This window comes from Martinezella miluonensis, from assembly GCF_900094545.1.
Lineage (GTDB): Bacteria > Pseudomonadota > Alphaproteobacteria > Rhizobiales > Rhizobiaceae > Rhizobium > Rhizobium miluonense.
In genome coordinates, this window is sequence record NZ_FMAH01000008.1 from 55,706 (window position 1) to 74,827 (window position 19,122).

18 protein-coding genes are annotated in these 19,122 nt (G+C 59.9%); 11 read left to right on the forward strand and 7 right to left on the reverse strand.

Going from position 1 to position 19,122, the window contains the following annotated elements; genetic code table 11:
- Positions 1-2 precede the first annotated feature (2 nt).
- The 3 genes from GA0061102_RS09965 to GA0061102_RS33450 are packed head-to-tail and all read right to left on the reverse strand — an operon-like array spanning position 3 to position 5,900.
- Complete coding sequence (locus GA0061102_RS09965; protein ID WP_092846418.1) at positions 3-3,470, reverse strand: error-prone DNA polymerase; 3,468 nt, start codon at positions 3,468-3,470, stop codon at positions 3-5.
- On the reverse strand, positions 3,467-4,894 hold the full coding sequence (locus GA0061102_RS09970; RefSeq protein WP_245297970.1) for a Y-family DNA polymerase: 1,428 nt from the start codon (positions 4,892-4,894) through the stop codon (positions 3,467-3,469). Before GA0061102_RS09970 ends, GA0061102_RS09965 begins: the two co-directional genes overlap by 4 nt.
- A gap of 40 nt (positions 4,895-4,934) precedes the next feature.
- Positions 4,935-5,900: an ImuA family protein gene (locus GA0061102_RS33450; protein WP_245297963.1), complete on the reverse strand. Its 966-nt coding sequence runs from the start codon at positions 5,898-5,900 to the stop codon at positions 4,935-4,937.
- 163 nt (positions 5,901-6,063) lie between these two features.
- Between GA0061102_RS33450 and GA0061102_RS09975 the strand changes: the two genes are divergently transcribed.
- Complete coding sequence (locus GA0061102_RS09975; RefSeq protein WP_004127318.1) at positions 6,064-6,501, forward strand: metallopeptidase family protein; 438 nt, start codon at positions 6,064-6,066, stop codon at positions 6,499-6,501.
- A gap of 67 nt (positions 6,502-6,568) precedes the next feature.
- Here GA0061102_RS09975 and GA0061102_RS09980 read toward each other — a convergent pair whose 3' ends face one another.
- Entirely contained in the window at positions 6,569-6,775 is a 207-nt protein-coding gene (locus tag GA0061102_RS09980) for a DUF1737 domain-containing protein (RefSeq protein WP_092846422.1), read from the reverse strand.
- Between the two features lie 24 nt (positions 6,776-6,799).
- Complete coding sequence (locus GA0061102_RS09985) at positions 6,800-7,729, reverse strand: HpcH/HpaI aldolase/citrate lyase family protein (RefSeq protein ID WP_092846424.1); 930 nt, start codon at positions 7,727-7,729, stop codon at positions 6,800-6,802.
- A gap of 111 nt (positions 7,730-7,840) precedes the next feature.
- On the opposite strand from GA0061102_RS09985, the gene GA0061102_RS09990 reads away from it, so the two are divergent.
- From GA0061102_RS09990 to GA0061102_RS10035, 10 genes are all read left to right on the forward strand, one after another.
- On the forward strand, positions 7,841-8,077 hold the full coding sequence (locus GA0061102_RS09990) for a hypothetical protein (protein WP_004127322.1): 237 nt from the start codon (positions 7,841-7,843) through the stop codon (positions 8,075-8,077).
- A gap of 197 nt (positions 8,078-8,274) precedes the next feature.
- A complete protein-coding gene (gene leuD, locus GA0061102_RS09995; protein ID WP_092846426.1) occupies positions 8,275-8,883 on the forward strand; it encodes a 3-isopropylmalate dehydratase small subunit in 609 nt (202 codons plus the stop codon).
- A 508-nt stretch (positions 8,884-9,391) separates the two neighbouring features.
- Positions 9,392-10,210, forward strand: a complete 819-nt coding sequence (locus GA0061102_RS10000) for a sugar phosphate isomerase/epimerase family protein (RefSeq protein WP_092846428.1) — start codon at positions 9,392-9,394, stop codon at positions 10,208-10,210.
- 180 nt (positions 10,211-10,390) lie between these two features.
- Complete coding sequence (gene leuB, locus GA0061102_RS10005) at positions 10,391-11,503, forward strand: 3-isopropylmalate dehydrogenase (RefSeq protein WP_092846430.1); 1,113 nt, start codon at positions 10,391-10,393, stop codon at positions 11,501-11,503.
- Between the two features lie 203 nt (positions 11,504-11,706).
- Positions 11,707-12,450: a lipid A 1-phosphatase LpxE gene (lpxE, locus tag GA0061102_RS10010; RefSeq protein ID WP_092846432.1), complete on the forward strand. Its 744-nt coding sequence runs from the start codon at positions 11,707-11,709 to the stop codon at positions 12,448-12,450.
- A gap of 89 nt (positions 12,451-12,539) precedes the next feature.
- Entirely contained in the window at positions 12,540-12,941 is a 402-nt protein-coding gene (locus GA0061102_RS33455; protein ID WP_245297964.1) for a winged helix-turn-helix domain-containing protein, read from the forward strand.
- Between the two features lie 159 nt (positions 12,942-13,100).
- A complete protein-coding gene (locus GA0061102_RS10020; RefSeq protein ID WP_092846434.1) occupies positions 13,101-13,850 on the forward strand; it encodes an SDR family NAD(P)-dependent oxidoreductase in 750 nt (249 codons plus the stop codon).
- A 297-nt stretch (positions 13,851-14,147) separates the two neighbouring features.
- Positions 14,148-14,657, forward strand: a complete 510-nt coding sequence (locus tag GA0061102_RS10025; protein WP_092846436.1) for a Dps family protein — start codon at positions 14,148-14,150, stop codon at positions 14,655-14,657.
- 377 nt (positions 14,658-15,034) lie between these two features.
- Positions 15,035-16,069, forward strand: a complete 1,035-nt coding sequence (locus tag GA0061102_RS10030; RefSeq protein WP_092846438.1) for an aspartate-semialdehyde dehydrogenase — start codon at positions 15,035-15,037, stop codon at positions 16,067-16,069.
- 288 nt (positions 16,070-16,357) lie between these two features.
- Positions 16,358-17,179 (forward strand): lytic murein transglycosylase, encoded by an 822-nt coding sequence (locus GA0061102_RS10035; protein WP_092846440.1) that lies wholly within the window; start codon positions 16,358-16,360, stop codon positions 17,177-17,179.
- Between the two features lie 177 nt (positions 17,180-17,356).
- On the opposite strand, the gene GA0061102_RS10040 is transcribed toward GA0061102_RS10035, so the two are convergent.
- The gene (locus tag GA0061102_RS10040) at positions 17,357-17,998 is read right to left on the reverse strand and encodes a carbonic anhydrase (RefSeq protein WP_092846442.1); all 642 of its coding nucleotides are present in this window, start codon (positions 17,996-17,998) and stop codon (positions 17,357-17,359) included.
- A gap of 72 nt (positions 17,999-18,070) precedes the next feature.
- A complete protein-coding gene (gene pdxY / locus GA0061102_RS10045) occupies positions 18,071-18,946 on the reverse strand; it encodes a pyridoxal kinase PdxY (protein WP_092846444.1) in 876 nt (291 codons plus the stop codon).
- Between the last annotated feature and the right edge of the window lie 176 nt (positions 18,947-19,122).

A 19,122-nucleotide genomic window follows, 5' to 3' on the forward strand; every position in this document is an offset into this window, starting at 1 on the left:
TCCTAATGAAAATTGCGGCCTCGCGGTATGACTCTCGCCGTTTCCACGCCATTGCTGCGACCTTCCGCCTCGGCCTCGGCACCGGATGCACGCAAAAGCAAGGCCGGTTTCTTCTTCTGCCTGTGATCCATGGTCGGCCGTAATGCTTCATCTGCCCGGTCGCTGACACCGAAACGCCTTGCCTCGCGCTGGAGAATGCCGAGTGCCGGCGTCATGTCCTCGATATGATCGGCCACCACATGGATGACGCCGCTTTCGCTCTGCAGGCGGCCACGGATTTTCACCAGTCGCGCCCCCATGACGATGGCGCGGTATTTCTCGAACTTTTTCGGCCAGACGATCGCGTTGGCGACGCCGGTCTCGTCCTCCAGGGTCATAAAGATCACCCCATTGGCCGATCCCGGCCGCTGGCGCACCAGCACCAATCCGGCAATCGTCACCATCCGGCCACTCGCGACATTGGGCAGATCCCGGCTCTGCACGATGCCCATGCGCGCGAAATCGGCTCGCAGGAAGGAAACCGGATGTGCCTTCAGGGATAGCGACAGATAGCGATAATCCTCGATGACCTGCTCGCCGGGCAGCATTTCAGGCAGCGTAACGGCCAGCTCGACCTGCAGCTCCGTGTGATCGTTGAGATCGAAGAGGGGAAGTTTTTCGGCGGCACTGCCGGCATCGAGCGCCCGCACCGCCCATAGCGCCTCACGCCGGCTGAGACCGATCGAGCCGAATGCATCCGCATCCCCCAGGCGCTCGATCTGCGCCTTGGCAAGCCCGGAGCGCAGCCAGAGATCGCGCACGGATCGATAGCCATCGCCACGACGCGTGACAAGCAGTTCTATCTCCTTATCCGATAGGCCTTTAACCTGCCTGAAGCCGAGACGGACTGCACATTGCGTCTTGATATCGTCGCGCATCGACGCGTGGCGCCGCTCGATCGCACCCGGATCGAAACGCGCCTTCTCCAGCAGGCAATCCCAACTCGAACGATTGATATCCACCGGCCGAACCTCGACGCCATGCTCGCGCGCATCGCGCACCAGCTGCGCCGGCGCATAAAAGCCCATCGGCTGGGCATTCAGGATCGCCACACAGAAGACGTCGGGATAATAGGTCTTGAGCCAGGAAGAGGCGTAAACGAGAAGAGCAAAGGAAGCCGCATGGCTTTCGGGAAAGCCATATTCGCCGAAGCCCTTGATCTGCTCGAAGCAGTTCTTGGCGAACTCACGGTCGTACCCCTTCGCGGCCATGCCTTCGACCATCTTCTCTTCGAAGGTGTGGATGGTCCCGGTGCGCTTAAAGGTCGCCATGGCTCGTCGCAGCTTGTCCGCCTCCGCAGGCGTGAATCCGGCCGCCGTAATGGCGATCTGCATTGCCTGTTCCTGAAACAGCGGAACGCCTAGCGTTCGCTTCAGTACCTCCTTCAGCTCCGGGCTCGGATAGTCGAGCTCCTTTCCCGCCCGCTCGGCCTCACGTCGCTTGAGATAGGGGTGCACCATATTACCCTGGATCGGGCCAGGCCGAACAATCGCCACCTCGATGACCAGATCATAGAATCTGCGAGGCCGTAAACGCGGTAACATGCTCATCTGCGCCCGGCTTTCGATCTGAAAGACGCCGATCGTATCGGCACGGCAGATCATGTCATAGACCGGTTTGCCGTCGGGATAGTTGGCATAACCAAGATCGGCGAGCTGCTTCTTCACATCGTAATGCAGCAGCAACAGATCGAAAGCCTTGGCAAGACAGGTCAGCATGCCAAGCGCCAACACGTCGATCTTCAATATGTTGAGATTGTCGAGATCGTCCTTGTTCCACTCGATCATATAGCGACCATCCATCGCCGTATGCATGATTGGTACGACCTCATCCAGCCGATCCCGGGTGATGACAAAACCGCCGACATGCTGAGTTAGATGCCGCGGAAATCCCATCAGCGTCGATGCATAGGAAAGGACATTCCGCGTCGTCTTGTCGGTGAGATCGAGGCCGGCAACCTTCGCTTCGCGCTCGGACAGTTCCTCCGTCGACCAGCCCCAGACGCCGCTTGCAAGAGCTGATTGCACATCCTCCGACAGGCCGAAGGCCTTGGCTACTTCGCGGCCAGCGGAACGCGCCCGATAGCTGGTGACCGCCGCCGTCAGCCCGGCATGTTCGATTTGGTAATGGTCATAGATAAACTGAATGACCTCTTCACGCTTCTCATGCTCGAAATCGACGTCGATATCAGGCGGCTCCTCGCGCTCCGTCGAGATGAAACGCTCGAACAGGAGCATCGTAATCTCCGGATTGACCTCAGTAATCCTGAGGCAGTAGCAAACCGTCGAATTGGCAGCTGATCCACGCCCCTGGCACAGGATATTCTCACTGCGGGCAAACTCCATGATCCGATGCACCGTCAGGAAATAGGGCTCATATTGCCGCTCGCGGATGAGCTTGAGCTCATGCTCGATCTGCTTTGAGACCTTTTCGGGAACCTCCCCGGAATAACGCCATTTCGCGCCCTCCCATGTCAGCCTCTCCAGCGTTTCCGAAACGGTTTCGCCATCGGTGCTTTCGTCGGGATAATTGTGCTTCAACTCATCCAGTGAGAAAGAAAGCCGGCTAAAAAACTTCTGCGTATTGGCGATCGCTTTTGGGTAATCCCTGAAAAGACGCGCCATTTCCGCAGCATCCTTCATATAGCGTTCGGCATTAGCCGCCAGCTTGAAGCCGGCCTCGGCAATCGGCACATGCTCGCGGATCGAAACGACGATATCGGCAAGCGGCTTGCGTTCGGTCGTATGATAGAGCGGCTGGTTGCTGGCGATCAACCGCACCCCGTTGCGCAGCGCGATGGTGGAGAGCGTGGCAAAGACCAGCCGATCCCGGCCGTCATAGGTCGGCGACAGGACCATATGCAGCTTCCGGCCGAAGCGCATCCATAGCCGCTTCAGGCATTGCTCCAGCTTTTCCTGCCCCTCCTGCGTCTCGACGCTTTCCGCATCTGGAATGAGCGCCAGCATTATCTCGTCGCCCCATTTCTCAAGGTCGCTTTCCTTGAGAACGCAGACACCTTTTTCGCCGCTCAGATTGCCGGCACTCAACAGCCGACAGAGATGCGCCCAGCCTGTGCGGTTCTCCGGATAGGCAAGAATATCCGGCGTGCCGTCCGAAAACACCAACCGAGCACCGGGCTGGAAAGGGACCGGCTTTAGGAGCGGTTTTTCCGGCTTGCCCGTAGCTCGAAGCTCCAGATTCTTCTTAGCGGCCTCTTTGTATTTTTCCGAGAGAACTTTGGTATGCGCATGCGCCTTGACCACGCCGGCAACCGAATTGCGATCGGCAATTCCAAACCCGGACAGTTTCACGATAGCGGCTTGCGCCACGATCTCTTCCGGATGCGAGGCGCCTTCGAGAAAGGAGAAGTTCGTTCTCACCCCGATCTCGAAGAAAGGGGGAGGTTCGTGAAAGCTCGGGCGCGCGTTCATGCGAAGACCCCGTGCATATACCAATCCGGTCCCGTTCCGCTTCGGCCGTAGAGACCCTTGCGGAACAACCAGAAGCGATGGCCCTCTTCATCCTCGATCTGAAAATAATCGCGGGCAGGCTCCTCCTTTTCCTCAAGCCACCATTCCGCCGAAAGCCGTTCCGGCCCCTCGGCCCGCTGCACGCGATGCATGACCCGCCGCCAGCGGAATTGCCGGGGAGGACCGTCGGGCACCTCGGCAGCGACAGTTTCGATCAACTCCGGCATACGAAATAGCCGCAGCGGCCGCTCGCCGCGGAAAAAGCCGTGGCCGGCATAGTCGCTGCCCGTCCGTCTATGAGCGGCAAGAACATGCATGGCCGGCACCGACCGGGAGGCCCGCTCGGGAATATGGCTCTGCCGCAATTCGACCCCCTGCAGGCAATCCGGCCCCAGCCGGGCGGCCACCCGATCGACAAAGGCGGCAAGCGAGCTGTCCTGTCGGCCTTCTCCGACGAAGTCGCCTTGCGTTGCATCGAAGGCCGCATGCTGCAGTACATTGAGACGGACGATCTCGAAACCATAGCCGACATCGAGATCGTCATGGATGGCGGTGAAGCGCTCCGTAAACAGGCTGGCGATCCGCCTTGGCTCCCGCAGCGGCTGCGATGCGCCGGCGGCAATGCGGAAGACCTCGCCATCCACTCTGAAGAGCAGAAGCTCGAAGGAACGGCCGCCGACACCGCGTGCCTCCAGCCCCGGCTTCAGGGTTTCGGCGAGCTGCCGGGCGAGCTCCAGAAGATCGGCTTCCGCTTGCACCGGCTCGGCAAGCCGGCGCTCGGCCGACAATTGCGCCACTGGCCGACGCGGCGAGATCGGCTCCTCGACGAGACCAACGGCCTGATCGAGCCGCAATAGCAGCTGCGTGCCGAAACGACGGGCAAGCGGCGCACGCGGCGCGGCCAGAAGATCGCCCGTCTGCTTCAAGCCCATCTTCTGCAAGGCCGCAACGGTCTCCTCGCCGAGCCTCAAGGACGCCACAGGCAACGGCGCCAAGGCCTCCTCCATGGCCTCCGGAGGAACGACACGACTGTCGTCAAAGCGGGCTACGGCCCAAGACAGACCCGGCGCGGAGGAAATGGCGCCGCGCACATCGAGCCCCAACCGGGAAATCCGGATCAAGACGTCTTCGAGCAGCGCCTCTTCGCCGCCGAAGAGATGGGCGCAGCCGGTAATATCCAGAAACAGGCCGTCCTTGCCGTCGATCGCTACCAGCGGCGTATAGCGGTCGCACCAGTCGGCGATCGCTTCCAAAAGCTTGCGATCCGCTGCCGGATCCTCCTCGACGATATCAAGGATAGGGCAGATCGCCTTGGCCTCGGCCACGCCCTGGCCCGGCTTCAGGCCGATCATCTCCGCCCGCTCGTTGAGCGCGGTCAGCCGCATGGCGTTGTTGAGCTTGCCGGCGCAGACGAGCGGCGGCGTTTCAAGCCTGCCTGTCGAACGCCAGGACAGGCCCCAGCGCTTGCGGGCGATGCGGTCGGTCGGCAGATGCGGGAAGGTCAGCGCCAGAATGCGCTGCGTGTTCGCCGGGAAAGGCAGGGCATTGAATGTCGGAGACAGGGGCAAAGCGGCGGTCATGGGCATTCCACTCCAGGGTTATGGAAAGAGGCGCCGGGTTGCGGCTCTTTTCCAAGGTCAGACGAAAGGCCGGGTGACCGATGCTGCCGCTAAGCACCGATCCATCCGGCAGGGGCCGCGCCTGCGCCGGCGCGGGTTCGACGGAAAAGCGGAAGAGGGCGCTGCTCGCCTCCTCCTCGCCTCCCTGTCGCAACAGAAACAAGGGCCGTCCTGCCGCCTTGGCCCTTAACGCCAGCCGCCGGCTTTCGGTCAGGCCGAAACGAGCCGGATTGCCACGCACTTCCAGAATGACAACCGCAAAGGCCGCACTGCTAAGCGCTGCCTCCGCCAGCCAGAGTGCTTCCTCCAGCTTGCGCGGCGAGGCCTGCAGGAAGGCCGACGGCGCCAGTCCGAAATCCTGAAGACCGATGGCGTAGGGCAGGCCCGCCTCCATTGTGGCGACCGTATCGCCGATCCACAGGATCGGAGAGATGGCCGCGTCTGTGCCTGACGCCTGTGCATGCAGCCGCGCGGCTAGCGCAAGGGTAAAGCCGCTGGCCGACCCGGCATCGCGCAGGCCGAGCGAGCGGATTTCCGTCAGCGCATCGAGCGCCACGCCGCCCTGCATCGCGGCATCGAGATCGTCGACCCCGACCGCAAGAAGCGGCTGCTCGGGCAGGGGCTTCGCAAGACCTGCCGACCTCGTGGCCGGCTTGTCCGCCAGCGCTTCATGCGCTGCCGCGGCCAGTGCCGGGATCGGCCTGCCTTCCAGTCGGGCAATGGTTTCACGCAGGGCAAAAAGCGTTTCCCGCGCCACGGCAGCCTCGGCCATGACGTTCACTCCAGATCGATAATGTTCCTGTTATGTTCTTATGGATTCCAGAGCTTGGTGAAAGAGTCAACACCATTTCATAAGAAAATATTCCTTCGCTTGAATCCGCTCTCGTAAAAGCTGCGCAAAGTCTCTATATGACCAGCCAAGGAAGGAAGCATTCATGGCTCGCATTGACCAGAGCGAGGATTGGCGGGACCGCCACGCGCCCTCAATCAGCACATTCGAATCTCTGGCCATGGAGGCTTACAGCCACCTGCCGGACGAATTCCGCTCGCTCACCGGCAACCTCATCATTCTCATCGAGGATTTTCCCGATGACGAAGTGTTCGAGGATATGGCGCTGGAAACCCCTTTCGACCTGCTCGGCCTCTTCGAAGGCCGCGGCATCTCGGAGCGTTTCACCGCCCAGACCGGGGATATGCCGAACAAGATCCGCCTCTACCGCCGGCCGATCATCGATTATTGGGCTGAGAACGAGGAAACCCTCGGCGATATCATCACCCATGTCCTGATCCACGAGATCGGTCACCATTTTGGCCTGAGCGACGAGGACATTGAGCGCATCGAGGCGAGCGCCGAAGAAGCGACGGATCGGTGATATCGGCCCTGACCGCAAGACGGTCAGGGAAAGGCATCAGACCTTCGATAAAGCAATTACTTCCGGCTTATTGCTCGGAAAGCTTCATATCAGGATCGTAATCCTTGCCCGCCACTTCCTTGATGACGGCCTGGCCGCACTGCATCTGGCCGGTCGCAGCATTGAAGGCATAGGTCGGCGAGCCCGACAGCTCCCAGCCCTTGTTCAGCGCCGCACTCACCTTGTGGCAGAAGGATGCGTCGTCAGGGCCGGTGAGGAAGCGGTAGAGTTTCATCAAGGCATCTTTCTTGTTTTTCAGTCAGACGTCGGTGCGAGGCGTTGCAGCCGCGCCAGGACGCTGCTCGATCAGGCGAGCTTTATGGACGAGTCTCTCCGCCTGGACAAGGTGCAGCCGCTCCACCATCCGCCCGCCGAGGTTCACGACATTGAGAGTTTCGGCGCCCGGTTCGGCAAAGGCTGATATGATGGCTTCGGCCTCGGCAATGGCAGCTTCATCGGGACCAAAGTGCCGGTTGGCCGCCTCGATCTGGTTCGGATGGATCAGCATCTTGCCGGCAAATCCCATGATGCGGCCCTGGCCGCATTCGGCGTCGAATTCCTCGGCATTCTTGAAGTCGTTGAAGACGCTGTCGATAGCCTCGAGCCCATAGGCGCTGACCGCCAGCACCACCTGCATCAGCCAGGGCACGACATAGGTGCGGCCGGGTTGGGGCAGAACACCCGTTTCCTTTCTGAGGTCGTTGAGGCCGACGACGAAGCAATCGAGCCGGCTGCCCGCCGTGCGCCCGGCCTCGGCGATCGCAGCTGCATTCAGGATGCCGCGCGGCGTCTCGATCATCGCCCAGATGCGCAGGCCCTCCGGCGCATCGGCTTCCGCGAGCCGGTCGCTGACACCAGTCACGTCCTGCGGCTCGTCCACTTTCGGCAGCAGCACCGCATCCGGTTCCAGCTCCACGACCAGCTCCAGATCGCCAGCGCCGAAATTGGAGGAAAGCGCATTGATGCGGATGATCCGCTCCTTGCCGGGAAGTGGGGACGCGGCGAAAAAGGCGCGCAAATTCTCCCGCGCCTCGGCCTTCTTCTCCGGCGAGACGGAATCTTCGAGATCGAAAATGACGGCGTCGCAATCGAGGCTCGAAAGCTTGTCCAGCGCGCGGCGGTTGATGGCGGGAACGCTCAAGACCGAACGGCGCAGGCGGGCGGGGCGGGAAGGGGAAAATTCGCTCATAGCGCCGTTTTGCCGCGCTTTTAATCGACAGGCAAGTCAACAAAAAGCCACGCTCCTCTTGCAGATGAGAAGGAAGAGGACCACATTGCTGGAAGTAGAGAGGTCTCGACCATGCAGAATATCCGTTCCCTGTTTATCGCGCTTGCCGGTGTTACTGTGTTTGCAGCCATGGCGCTGTTTACCGTTTCGCTCACGCTTGCCGTCGGCGGTATCCTGACCGTGCTCATGGTAGCCCGTGCGATTTCGCTGCGCATGAAGCCTGCGCCGGTGCGCGCCAAGGCGAAGACGAACAGCCAGCGCGAAATGCGCATCTGGAACGACGGTCGAGGCACGATCATCGATCTCTAAGGTCGAACACAGGATAGGGGCGGCCTGCTATGCCGGCTGCCAAACCTGTTTGCCCGAGATTCAGGCCTCGTCCTGATTGGCAAGGGCGACCAAAGCGCCGCGTTTTAGAGCACATCCAAGATTCTCCTTCATTTCGGGCCGGATTTGCTCTATTGGCAGGATAATTCGTGCTTAGACGAGAATGAAGGCAGGACCCCATGGACAAGTTCGTGAAGTTGACCGGTGTCGCGGCACCCCTCCCGGTCGTCAATGTTGATACCGACATGATCATCCCGAAGGATTATCTGAAGACCATCAAGCGCACCGGCCTCGGCAAGGGGCTCTTCGCTGAAGCCCGCTACAACGAAGATGGTTCGCCGAACGAAGATTTCGTGCTGAACAAGCCCGCCTATCAGAACGCCAAGATCCTCGTCGCCGGCGACAATTTCGGCTGCGGCTCCTCGCGTGAGCATGCGCCCTGGGCACTTCTCGACTTCGGCATTCGCTGCGTCATCTCGACCAGCTTCGCCGACATCTTCTACAACAACTGCTTCAAGAACGGCATTCTGCCGATCAAGGTCAGCCAGGAAGATCTCGACAAGCTGATGGACGACGCCTCGCGCGGCTCCAACGCCATCCTGACCGTCGATCTGGAAAACCTCGAAATCACCGGCCCAGACGGCGGCTCGCTGAAGTTCGAACTCGACGAGTTCAAGCGCCACTGCCTGCTGAACGGCCTCGACGATATCGGCCTGACGCTGGAAAAGTCCTCCGCGATTGACAAGTTCGAAAAGTCGAACGCCGCCGCTCATCCCTGGGCCGCCTGATCGATTTCATCATCACATTTGCGTGTCAAAGCCGGGCTGAAAAGCCCGGCTTTTTTCATACTGAGGACTCCCTCTCCCCGCTTGCGGGGAGAGGGCTGGGGTGAGGGGCCGCGGGCTATCGACTTGATGAGGGGAGTTACGATTTGTTTCGCACAGGAAGAGCTGTAAGGCAGGCGCCTCGACCGCCTCCGCAAGTCATTCATCGCAAATAGCGACAATGGTTTCCAGAACTGGTGGCATCGCCGCTAGAGCGGCGGCGAGACCACGCAATTACCGCCTTCGCAAACAGCCCCTCACCCTAACCCTCTCCCCGCAAGCGGGGAGAGGGGACTATCCCGCAATTACACGCTCAAGAACCGGGGAGCGCAAATCTCGGAAAACGGGTCAGGCACCATCTTTTCCACCCGCTGTAATATGCTCGACAAAAACGGGGATCATACAGCCTCTGCGGAACCCCCTTGGGCTTCCTCCGCCCCCCGATTCTCCTCCTCCCTACTGGAGCCTCTCCATGACCTCCCTTCCCATTGTCGGCGCCGCCATGACGCTTGACGACGTCGAAACCCATCGCAACTGGCTGCTCGAAAAGCCGCGCGACCTCGAACTGCAGAGCTTCGTCGAAGCCGACGTCCTGAACGGTGATTGGCAGCCGCTTGCCGAGCGCGCCCGCAAGCTGCTCGACGGCCATCAGGGTCGCCTCGGCATCCATGGCCCGTTCTGGGGCTTCATCATCGCCTCGCAGGATCCGGACATCCGCGCCGTCGTCTCCAAGCGCCTGCAGCAGGCGCTCGACGTCTGCGCCAATATCGGCGCCACGCAGATGGTCATCCATAGCCCCTATACGTCGTGGTCCTACAACAATCTCGACAACAACAAGGGCGAGCGCGAAAAGATCATCGAATATACGCACCTGACGCTGAAAGAGGCCGTCAAGCGCGCCGAAGACATCGGTCTGACCATGGTCATCGAGAATATCGAAGACAAGGATCCCCATATCCGCGTCGGCCTTGCAAATAGCTTCAACTCGCCCGCCGTCGCCGTGTCGATCGACACCGGCCATGCCCATTATGCTCATGGCTACACCGGCGCTCCGCCGGTCGATTACTATGTCCACGCCGCCGGCAACCGCCTGCAGCATATCCACCTGCAAGACGCGGATGGCTATGCCGACCGCCACTGGAGCCTTGGCGAAGGCAATATTCACTGGCGCGCCGTCTTTGCCGCCCTTGCCAAGCTCGACAGCAATCCGCGTTTGATCATCGAGATCAAGGACAAGTCGAAGATCCCGGCATCGGCAACCTATCTCGCTTCGCTGGGTCTCGCCGAGTAAGCAATTTCGGCACAAGCTGCCAAAGACAACCGCTCGCCCTCCTCGCTAGTTTCGAACGGAGGGCGAGTAGTGACACCGCAAAAGCCCGAAAACCGTACCGTTTCGGCCGCTTCCTCGCTTGAAAAGCCGCATTTGCAGGTCTAAAAACCCCGCAACTTTTTCTTTCGCGGAGGCTTCCCCATGACAGTGCGCAATCTCTTCCTTCTGCCGGGCGACGGCATCGGTCCCGAAGCCATGGGCGAAGTTCGCAAGATCATCGCCTACATGAACGAGGCGAAGAATGCCGGCTTCGTCACGGACGAAGGCCTTGTCGGCGGCAGCGCCTATGACGCGCATGGCGCAGCGATCTCCGATGCCGATATGGCCAAGGCGATGGCGGCCGACGCCGTGCTCTTCGGCGCTGTCGGCGGCCCGAAGTGGGATGCGGTGCCTTACGAAGTGCGCCCGGAAGCGGGCCTGCTGCGCCTGCGCAAGGATCTCCAGCTGTTTGCCAACCTGCGCCCAGCCATCTGCTACCCGGCGCTGGCATCGGCCTCCTCGCTGAAGCCGGAACTGGTCGAAGGCCTCGATATCCTCATCGTGCGCGAACTCACCGGCGGCGTCTATTTTGGCGAGCCGAAAGAGATCATCGATCTCGGCAACGGCCAGAAGCGCGGCATCGACACCCAGATCTACGACACCTACGAGATCGAACGCATCGCCGGCGTCGCCTTCGAACTGGCGCGCACCCGCAACAATCGCGTCTGCTCGATGGAAAAGCGCAACGTCATGAAGTCGGGCGTGCTCTGGAACCAGGTCGTCACCGCGACGCACAAGGAAAAATATGCCGACGTGCAGCTCGAGCACATGCTCGCCGATGCCGGCGGCATGCAGCTCGTGCGCCAGCCGAAGCAGTTCGATGTTATCGTCACCGACAACCTGTTCGGCGACATGCTGTCCGACGTCGCCGCCATGCTGACCGGTTCGCTCGGCATGCTGCCGTCCGCTTCGCTCGGCGCACCTGACGCCAAGACCGGCAAGCGCAAGGCACTCTACGAGCCCGTGCACGGTTCCGCACCGGACATCGCCGGCAAGGGCATTGCCAACCCGATCGCCATGATCGCTTCCTTCGCCATGTGCCTGCGCTACTCCTTCGGCCTGGTGTCCGAAGCCGATGCGTTGGAAAAGGCGATCGCCAACGTGCTCGACAGCGGCATCCGCACCGGCGACATCATGTCGGCTGGCAGCCGCCAGGTGGGCACCGCCGAAATGGGCGATGCCATCCTCGCCGAATTCAAGGCTCTGTCGGCATAATCTTCTGCATAAATCGCCTGCTATATTTCACGTGAAACACAAGCCCCGTTCTTCACCGAAGAGCGGGGCTTTTTGCTACTGCGGCCAGGCTTGCACGCGCCATGATCAATCACCTGCCTCGGCGTCACAATTCTTTAGAAGAGTTGTAACAAGTCGCTGTTAAGCGTCATCTTTGATTGGATATAAAATATCAGGCGGTGGGTATGCAGGAGATCTTGGCGTCTCTCGATAGGCGTTGGCGGCGAAGCCATGCTGCGCTTGCGCCATGCCATTGGAAAACCTGCCTGTTTCTGACAGCCAATATTGTGCTGCTCTCTGCTCTCCTGTTCGATTGGCCCGTCGGCGCAGCCCTGAAGAGCCTCTCGCCCTCTATTCGCTTTTTCGGCGGAATGCTGACCGATTTCGGCGATTCCGGCTGGATCATCATCGTCAGCGCCTTCCTGTTCATCGAAGGCTGGGCCGGTAGCCGTCTGCTGCGCTCGCCGCGTTGCCGCTGCCAGGCAATGCGCATCTGCCAGATCGGTGCTTACCTGCTGACGACGATCGTGCTTTCCGGCCTTCTCGCCAATGTGCTCAAGCGCGCCATCGGCCGCGCCCGCCCGACGCATTTTGCCGATTGGGGGCCTTTCGGCTTCTCGCCCTTCAACGGCCGCGCCAGCTTCGAGAGCTTTCCGTCTGGCCATGCGACCACCATCGGCGCCCTTTTCGTGGCGCTTGCCTTTATCTTCCCGCGCTACCGTTACATCTTCGCTGCCTGCGCTCTGTGGCTGGCGATCACGCGCGTCATGGTCGGCGCCCATTATCCGAGCGACGTCATAGCCGGCCTGGCGCTCGGCGGCTGGTTTTCCTTCATGACGGCGATCGTCTATTCCCGTTACGGCCTGCTCTTTCGCATCGACCCCGCTGGCTGGCCTGTAACGAAATGGCGGCTGCTGAAGAGCAAATGACGCTCTGATTAGACCATGTGCAGCTAAGTCGCCGTGTGCAGCCGGTAAGGCGAGGGCATACTCGTACACGTCCGCCTTTGAGCACAACAATGCATGGCCAGACCGCAAAGGTTGCCAAGGCCGTTCTGCCTTCATATATCTGGCAATGGCGTGATCGCGAAAGCGGTCAACCCGATTTCGTTTCCACTGCGATGAAAATCATGGATGCCGGGCCGATACGTTTGAGCGAAAGGCAGATGGGATTGATCTCCCGGGCGCTTGCCGAGCCGCGACGCGTGCAGATCTTGAAGGAGATCGGCTCACGAACCGAACCCATGCCCTGCAGCACCCTGAACGAGTGCCACACCGTCAGCGCCGCGACGATGTCCCATCATATCAAGGAGCTCGAAAACGCCGGGCTCATCGAGATCCAGCGTGAGGGCAAGTTCGCAAACCTCATGCTGCGCCGCGATACGCTGAACGCCTATATGGCGGAGCTTTCCAAGATCTGACGATTTCGTCCATGCCATCAGCATTTTCTGTTGCCGCTCTTGTATCAATTAGATGATTATCTAAATATCAAAGTGACGCCGCGAAACGGTTTTCGGGTCGCATGCGCCAAATGGTTTGATGATTATAAAACCGTCTAACATTTTCCGAAGGAAAATCACATGAGCAAGCTGACAGGCAAGGTCGCAATCGTGACCGGAGCATCCAAGGGCATCGGTGCTGGCATCGCCAGGGCAATGGGCGAGGCGGGCGCAGCCGTCGTCGTCAACTATGCCTCGAGCCGCGAAGGCGCCGACAAGGTGGTGGCCGCGATCACGGCCAAGGGCGGTAAGGCGCTCGCCGTCCACGGCGACGTTTCCAAATCCGAAGACGTCAAACGGCTCTTTGCCGAAACCAAGCAGGCCTTCGGCCGCGTCGATATCCTCGTCAACAATGCCGGCGTCTACCAATTCGCGTCGATAGAGGAGTTCACCGAGGAAGAATTCCATCGTGAATTCAATATCAACGTGCTGGGCACACTGCTGACCACGCGGGAAGCCGTCAAATATTTCGGCTCAGAAGGCGGCAATATCATCAACATCGGCTCAAACGCCGTCAGCATGAACCTGCCGACCGCATCGGTTTATACGGCAACCAAGGCTGCCGTAAACTCCATCACCCAGATCCTCGCCAAGGAGCTCGGTCCGAAAAATATCCGGATCAATAATCTCGCGCCGGGCGGCGTTGAGACTGAAGGCGTCGTTGCGGCAGGCGTCATCGGCAGCGACTTTGAGAAGCATCTCGTCTCGCAGACGCCGCTCGGCCGCCTTGGCCAGCCGACCGATATCGCCCCGGTGGCTGTCTTCCTGGCTTCGCAGGACGCCGCCTGGGTGACCGGTGAAACCATCTATGTCGGTGGTGGCCTGAAATAATCACCCAACGCAGAGCCGCCCTTCGACAGAAGGGCGGCTTACCGGCGCGGCATAGCCGTACACTGCGCCTATACATTAGCGAACAATTGCCAAACCGCTTCATTTTCCTATTTAGTGTGGATATCCGGGTTTTCCGCATGCCATCGCAGTCGTTCGTGCCGCGAAGCGGCATCTCGTCCGCGAAATTTCGAAACAGATCCTGTCTTCAATGCGATCCAACGCAGCAGCGAATGTCATCGAGCGCTCCTATGATCCGCCGGCGATCGCTGTCGTGAAAAACAAACGGAGGACGTCTTTATGAATAGCGCCAATACCAAGTCGAAATTAGGCACTCGCACCAATCTCAGCGAGGAAGCGACCCGCGATATTTCCGCAGCTCTGAGCGCGCTGCTGGCCGATGTCTTTGCCCTCTATCTGAAGACCAAGAATTTTCACTGGCATATGAGCGGACCGCATTTCCGCGATTATCACCTGCTTCTGGACGAACAAGGCGATCAGATTTTCGCGATGACCGATCCCATGGCCGAGCGCGCCCGAAAGATCGGCGGAAACACGCTGCGCTCGATCGGCCAGATCGCCAAGCTGCAACGCATCCCGGACAACGACGCGGAATATGTCGACCCGCAGGACATGCTCGCCGAACTGGCGGATGACAATCTCAAGCTTTCGGCCGAAATGCGCGCTGTTCACGGCGTCTGCGACGAATATGGCGATGTCGCCACCGCCAGCCTCCTCGAAAACTGGCTGGACGAGACCGAACGCCGCACCTGGTTCCTGTTCGAAATCACGCGCAAGTCCAACCGCTGACACTCGAAACGGAGGGCCTTCGAACACGATAGGTTGAAGGCACGTTTCAACGCCCCCGATTTCCTCGCTCCCGCAGCGATGCGAGCGAGGAAATCCTTGACTCCTGTGGAAAACCTCTTAGAACCGGCGACGGAAAAGGAAGACTTCCATGCTTCGCTTCGAACAGATCGATAGCCACAGTCACCCGGCGGAATATGCCGGGCAGGATGTCTATTTTCCGGTTTCTTCCAAAACCATGGCCAAAACGACGACGAAAACCGTCTGACGTCTCTGGCCTGCCGCTCTCTCCCCGGCTCGGCTGGGGACAGGAACCGGTCGTAATGGCTGCGGTTCCCCCCCTTCGCCCAAGAGGAGAGAAGAGAAAGAGAGCTTGAGAAATGGGTTTCAAAGTTGCAGTAGCGGGCGCGACCGGGAATGTCGGCCGCGAAATGCTCAACATCCTGGCTGAACGCGGTTTTCCGGCCGATGAGGTCGTGGCGCTCGCATCCGCCCGCTCGCAGGGAACCGAAGTTTCCTTCGGCGACCGGACGCTGAAGGTTTCCAACCTGGAGAACTACGACTTCTCCGACACCGACATCTGCCTGATGTCGGCCGGTGGCGAGGTCTCGATGAAGTTTTCGCCGAAGATCGGCGCCCAGGGCTGCGTCGTCATCGACAACTCCTCCGCCTGGCGCTACGACGCCGACGTGCCGCTGATCGTGCCGGAAGTGAACCCGGATGCCGTCACGCAGTTCACCAAGCGCAACATCATCGCCAACCCGAATTGCTCGACCGCGCAGCTCGTCGTGGCGCTGAAGCCGCTGCATGATTTCGCCAAGATCAAGCGCGTCGTCGTCTCGACCTACCAGTCCGTTTCCGGTGCCGGCAAGGACGGCATGGACGAGCTGTTCAACCAGACCCGCGCCGTCTTCGTCGCCGACCCGATCGAGGCGAAGAAGTTCACCAAGCGCATCGCCTTCAACGTCATTCCACATATCGATAGCTTCATGGAAGACGGCTACACCAAGGAAGAGTGGAAGGTACTGGCCGAAACCAAGAAGATGCTCGACCCGAAGATCAAGGTCACCTGCACGGCCGTTCGCGTACCCGTGTTTATCGGCCATTCCGAATCGGTCAACATCGAGTTCGAAAACGAGATCACCGCAGACCAGGCCCGTGACATCCTGCGCGAAGCACCGGGCTGCCTCGTCATCGACAAGCATGAAAACGGCGGCTACATCACGCCTTACGAATCCGCCGGCGAGGACGCGACCTATATTTCGCGCATCCGCGAAGACGCGACCGTCGAAAACGGCCTCAATATGTGGGTCGTCTCCGACAACCTGCGCAAGGGTGCCGCCCTCAATGCCATCCAGATCGCCGAACTGCTTATCAATCGTGGCCTGATCAAGCCGCGCAAGCAGGCTGCATAAGATTTCGTAAACCAATTTACGGTTTATAAATCTTCGCTAGCTAAGCAGGATTGAACTAAAGCCTCGCCATTTCGGATGAAAGGCGAGGCTTTTGCAAATATATTTGGCGGTTATGTTTTACGTGAAGCGAAAATACTGACCGCTAAAATGTGATAATGACATGATGGTCGGATGCTGGCATGGTCCAGTGACGACTAGACCGCGCATAAGCCTGGTGATTGGCGGGTTTATGCGCCTTCCAAAAACGGTTACCGCGTTCGCATCGCGGTAAGAATTCGGGGACACTGAATGCGGATCACAAAGTCTGGAATGGCGGCTCTCGTCGCGGGCGGGCTGCTGCTCGCCATGCCGATTACGGCAAACGCTGCATCCTGCGGCAACACTTCCGCAGGTTTCGAGAATTGGGTGCAGGAATTCAAGCGCGAAGCGCAGGGACAGGGCGTCAGTTCCTCCGTCCTCGACAGGGCCTTCGCAAACGTTCATTACAACCAGCCCACCATTCGCGCCGACCGCGGCCAGAAGAGCTTCAAGCTTTCCTTCGAGGAATTCATGAAGAAGCGCGGCGGCCAGACGATCATCAGTCGCGGCCGCAACATGAAGCAGGCGAACGCGGCATTGTTTGCCAAGATCGAGAAACGCTTCGGGGTTCCCGCAGGCCCGATCATCGCCATCTGGGGCATGGAAACCGGCTTCGGCAGCTACATGGGCGACCAGCACACGCTTTCGGCCGTCTCGACCCTTGCCTATGACTGCCGCCGTTCCGCATTCTTCACCGAGCAGCTCTATGCCGCCCTGAAGCTCGTTGGCGAAGGCTATCTCAGCACGTCCGCACGCGGTGCGGCCCATGGCGAAATCGGCCAGACGCAGTTCATGCCCAAGAACGTCGTCGCCTTCGGCATCGACGAAGATGGCGACGGCAGGGTCGATCTTGTCGGCTCGCGCGCGGATGCACTCGCCTCGACTGCCAACTTCCTGCGCGGCCATGGCTGGCAGCCCGGCGCCGGCTATCAGCCCGGCGAATCGAATTTCGCCGCTATTGCCGGTTGGAACGACGCCAAGGTCTATCAGCAGGCGATCGCTTATATCGGCCAGCAGATCGACGGCAGGTAAGACAGATTCATGAATCAAAAAAGCGCTGCGGCTGGATGGCTCGCAGCGCTTTTTCATTTGATCTGTTTTCCGCGCTTAGAGCGGTTCATTTTTTCACGGAATCTGAGAGCCGCTCTAACTTATTGTTTTTACGCAATTCCGGACGGAAAACCGCTGCGCATTTTTGCGCGACATGCGTTAGACGTCCGGACGGATGAAATCGCGGGTATCGGGGTCCATGATCCAGAGCTCGCCGGTCGAAATATCGAACCATGCGCCATGCAGGCGCAGTTTGCCCTCTTCCTCGCGCGCCTTGATCTCCGGGAAACTGCGGAGATTGTCCAGCGAGTTGCGGATCGAAATACGCTCCAGTGCCGTCTGACGTTCGGTCTGCGTCATGATGTCGTTACTCTGGATCTGTTCGGCCGCCGGCTTCAGCAGGGCCATCCACCGGCCGATGAAGTCGCCCGGCGACAGCGGCTCGGCATCGGGATCGAGTGCAGCACGAATACCGCCACAGCGGCCGTGGCCCATGACAACGATGTCGGAGACCTTGAGCGACAGAACCGCGAATTCAAGCGCCGACGAGGTCGAATGGAAATTACCATCAGGCTCATAGGGCGGCACCATGTTTGCGACGTTGCGGATGACGAAGAGCTCGCCTGGGCCGGCATCGAAGATGATCTCCGGCGCCGAACGGGAGTCACAACAGGCAATCACAAGTGTCGACGGGTTCTGGCCGATCTCCGCCAGAGTGCGATAGCGTTCGCGCTCATCGACGTAACGCCCGCTCATGAAGCTGCGATAACCGTTCAGAAGGGTGTCGGGAAAGCTTTGCATGACATTGAATTACAGCGCACCGGGACCGATGGCAACTGCTGCGCTGCAAAAAGCGTTAACCCCTGCGGGCCGCTATTTTTTCCGCCGTTGTGCCGGGTGAACGAGGTGCCGCAGCTGCACCATCGCCATCGGCGTCGACAGGCTCGCGGAATCGACGGCGAGTGTCAGCTCGTTGCTGCCGCGTTTGACGGCGCGCGCCAGCACTTCATAGACGCTGGCCGTCGTCAGCTGCAGCGCCCGTTCCTCATCCATGCCGGAAAGCAGGCGTGAGAGGAACAAGGCACAGAGCAGATCGCCGAGCCCGTTCGGCGCACCCTCTATGCTGCGATGCTCGGCAAGCAGCGCGCTCCGGCCGCTGAGATAGAGATTTCCGATGCCGCCGGCCATCATCGGCACCGCCGAGGTCACCAGCATGCGCGACGGCCCAAGCGCGAGTGCCGCCTCCATAATAGCGTTGTTGTCCTCGAGCGGCGCACCGGCAAGCCAGGCAAGCTCATAGCGGTTCGGCGTCGCCAGAGAGGCTAGCGGAATAAGATGGTCGCGGATCGCTTCGGCAGTCGCCTCGGGCACATAGAGCCCGCCGGCATCGCCGATGACAGGATCGCAGGCATAAAGCAGATCGGGGTTCTTTTCCCGCAATGCCGCCACCAGCCGGGCAACGGAACGCGCCTGCGCAGCATTACCAAAGTATCCGGAGAGCACCGCTTTGACCTCGGAAAGCCAGGGCGCCGCAATGAGATCGTCGATTGCGTGATCGAAATCCGCCTCGTTGAAGGTCAGCCGCGTCGAACGGCCGTGGCCGGGATGCCATGGCAGAACGATGGTCGGCAGGGCCCACACGGGATGGCCGAGCGTTTCCAGCGCGAAGACGGCGGCGCGATTGCCTACGGAACCTCTGACGACATGGCTGGAGATGACGATAACGGCGCCGGCCGACACTTGCGACATGATGCTTGCTTTCAAGTTCAGGGCTTCAAACTGCAATGACGCCGTTGATGATCCCTTTGGCGGCACTCTGTCAACGGCACTTCACAGAGTCATGAAACCCTCTGTTGACGAAGTGATTCCGCCAATTTCACCCCAGCGATATCTGCTTTGTGCTGAGATCGAGCATTCTGGCAAGA

Excerpts from the sequence above, each read along its gene's own strand:
- GA0061102_RS09965 (WP_092846418.1), bottom strand. The coding sequence starts at position 3,470 with ATGAACGCGCGCCCGAGCTTTCACGAACCTCCCCCTTTCTTCGAGATC.
- GA0061102_RS09970 (WP_245297970.1), bottom strand. The coding sequence starts at position 4,894 with ATGCGGCTGACCGCGCTCAACGAGCGGGCGGAGATGATCGGCCTGAAG.
- GA0061102_RS33450 (WP_245297963.1), bottom strand. The coding sequence starts at position 5,900 with ATGGCCGAGGCTGCCGTGGCGCGGGAAACGCTTTTTGCCCTGCGTGAA.
- GA0061102_RS09975 (WP_004127318.1), top strand. The coding sequence starts at position 6,064 with ATGGCTCGCATTGACCAGAGCGAGGATTGGCGGGACCGCCACGCGCCC.
- GA0061102_RS09980 (WP_092846422.1), bottom strand. The coding sequence starts at position 6,775 with ATGAAACTCTACCGCTTCCTCACCGGCCCTGACGACGCATCCTTCTGC.
- GA0061102_RS09985 (WP_092846424.1), bottom strand. The coding sequence starts at position 7,729 with ATGAGCGAATTTTCCCCTTCCCGCCCCGCCCGCCTGCGCCGTTCGGTC.
- GA0061102_RS09990 (WP_004127322.1), top strand. The coding sequence starts at position 7,841 with ATGCAGAATATCCGTTCCCTGTTTATCGCGCTTGCCGGTGTTACTGTG.
- leuD (WP_092846426.1), top strand. The coding sequence starts at position 8,275 with ATGGACAAGTTCGTGAAGTTGACCGGTGTCGCGGCACCCCTCCCGGTC.
- GA0061102_RS10000 (WP_092846428.1), top strand. The coding sequence starts at position 9,392 with ATGACCTCCCTTCCCATTGTCGGCGCCGCCATGACGCTTGACGACGTC.
- leuB (WP_092846430.1), top strand. The coding sequence starts at position 10,391 with ATGACAGTGCGCAATCTCTTCCTTCTGCCGGGCGACGGCATCGGTCCC.
- lpxE (WP_092846432.1), top strand. The coding sequence starts at position 11,707 with ATGCAGGAGATCTTGGCGTCTCTCGATAGGCGTTGGCGGCGAAGCCAT.
- GA0061102_RS33455 (WP_245297964.1), top strand. The coding sequence starts at position 12,540 with ATGCATGGCCAGACCGCAAAGGTTGCCAAGGCCGTTCTGCCTTCATAT.
- GA0061102_RS10020 (WP_092846434.1), top strand. The coding sequence starts at position 13,101 with ATGAGCAAGCTGACAGGCAAGGTCGCAATCGTGACCGGAGCATCCAAG.
- GA0061102_RS10025 (WP_092846436.1), top strand. The coding sequence starts at position 14,148 with ATGAATAGCGCCAATACCAAGTCGAAATTAGGCACTCGCACCAATCTC.
- GA0061102_RS10030 (WP_092846438.1), top strand. The coding sequence starts at position 15,035 with ATGGGTTTCAAAGTTGCAGTAGCGGGCGCGACCGGGAATGTCGGCCGC.
- GA0061102_RS10035 (WP_092846440.1), top strand. The coding sequence starts at position 16,358 with ATGCGGATCACAAAGTCTGGAATGGCGGCTCTCGTCGCGGGCGGGCTG.
- GA0061102_RS10040 (WP_092846442.1), bottom strand. The coding sequence starts at position 17,998 with ATGCAAAGCTTTCCCGACACCCTTCTGAACGGTTATCGCAGCTTCATG.
- pdxY (WP_092846444.1), bottom strand. The coding sequence starts at position 18,946 with ATGTCGCAAGTGTCGGCCGGCGCCGTTATCGTCATCTCCAGCCATGTC.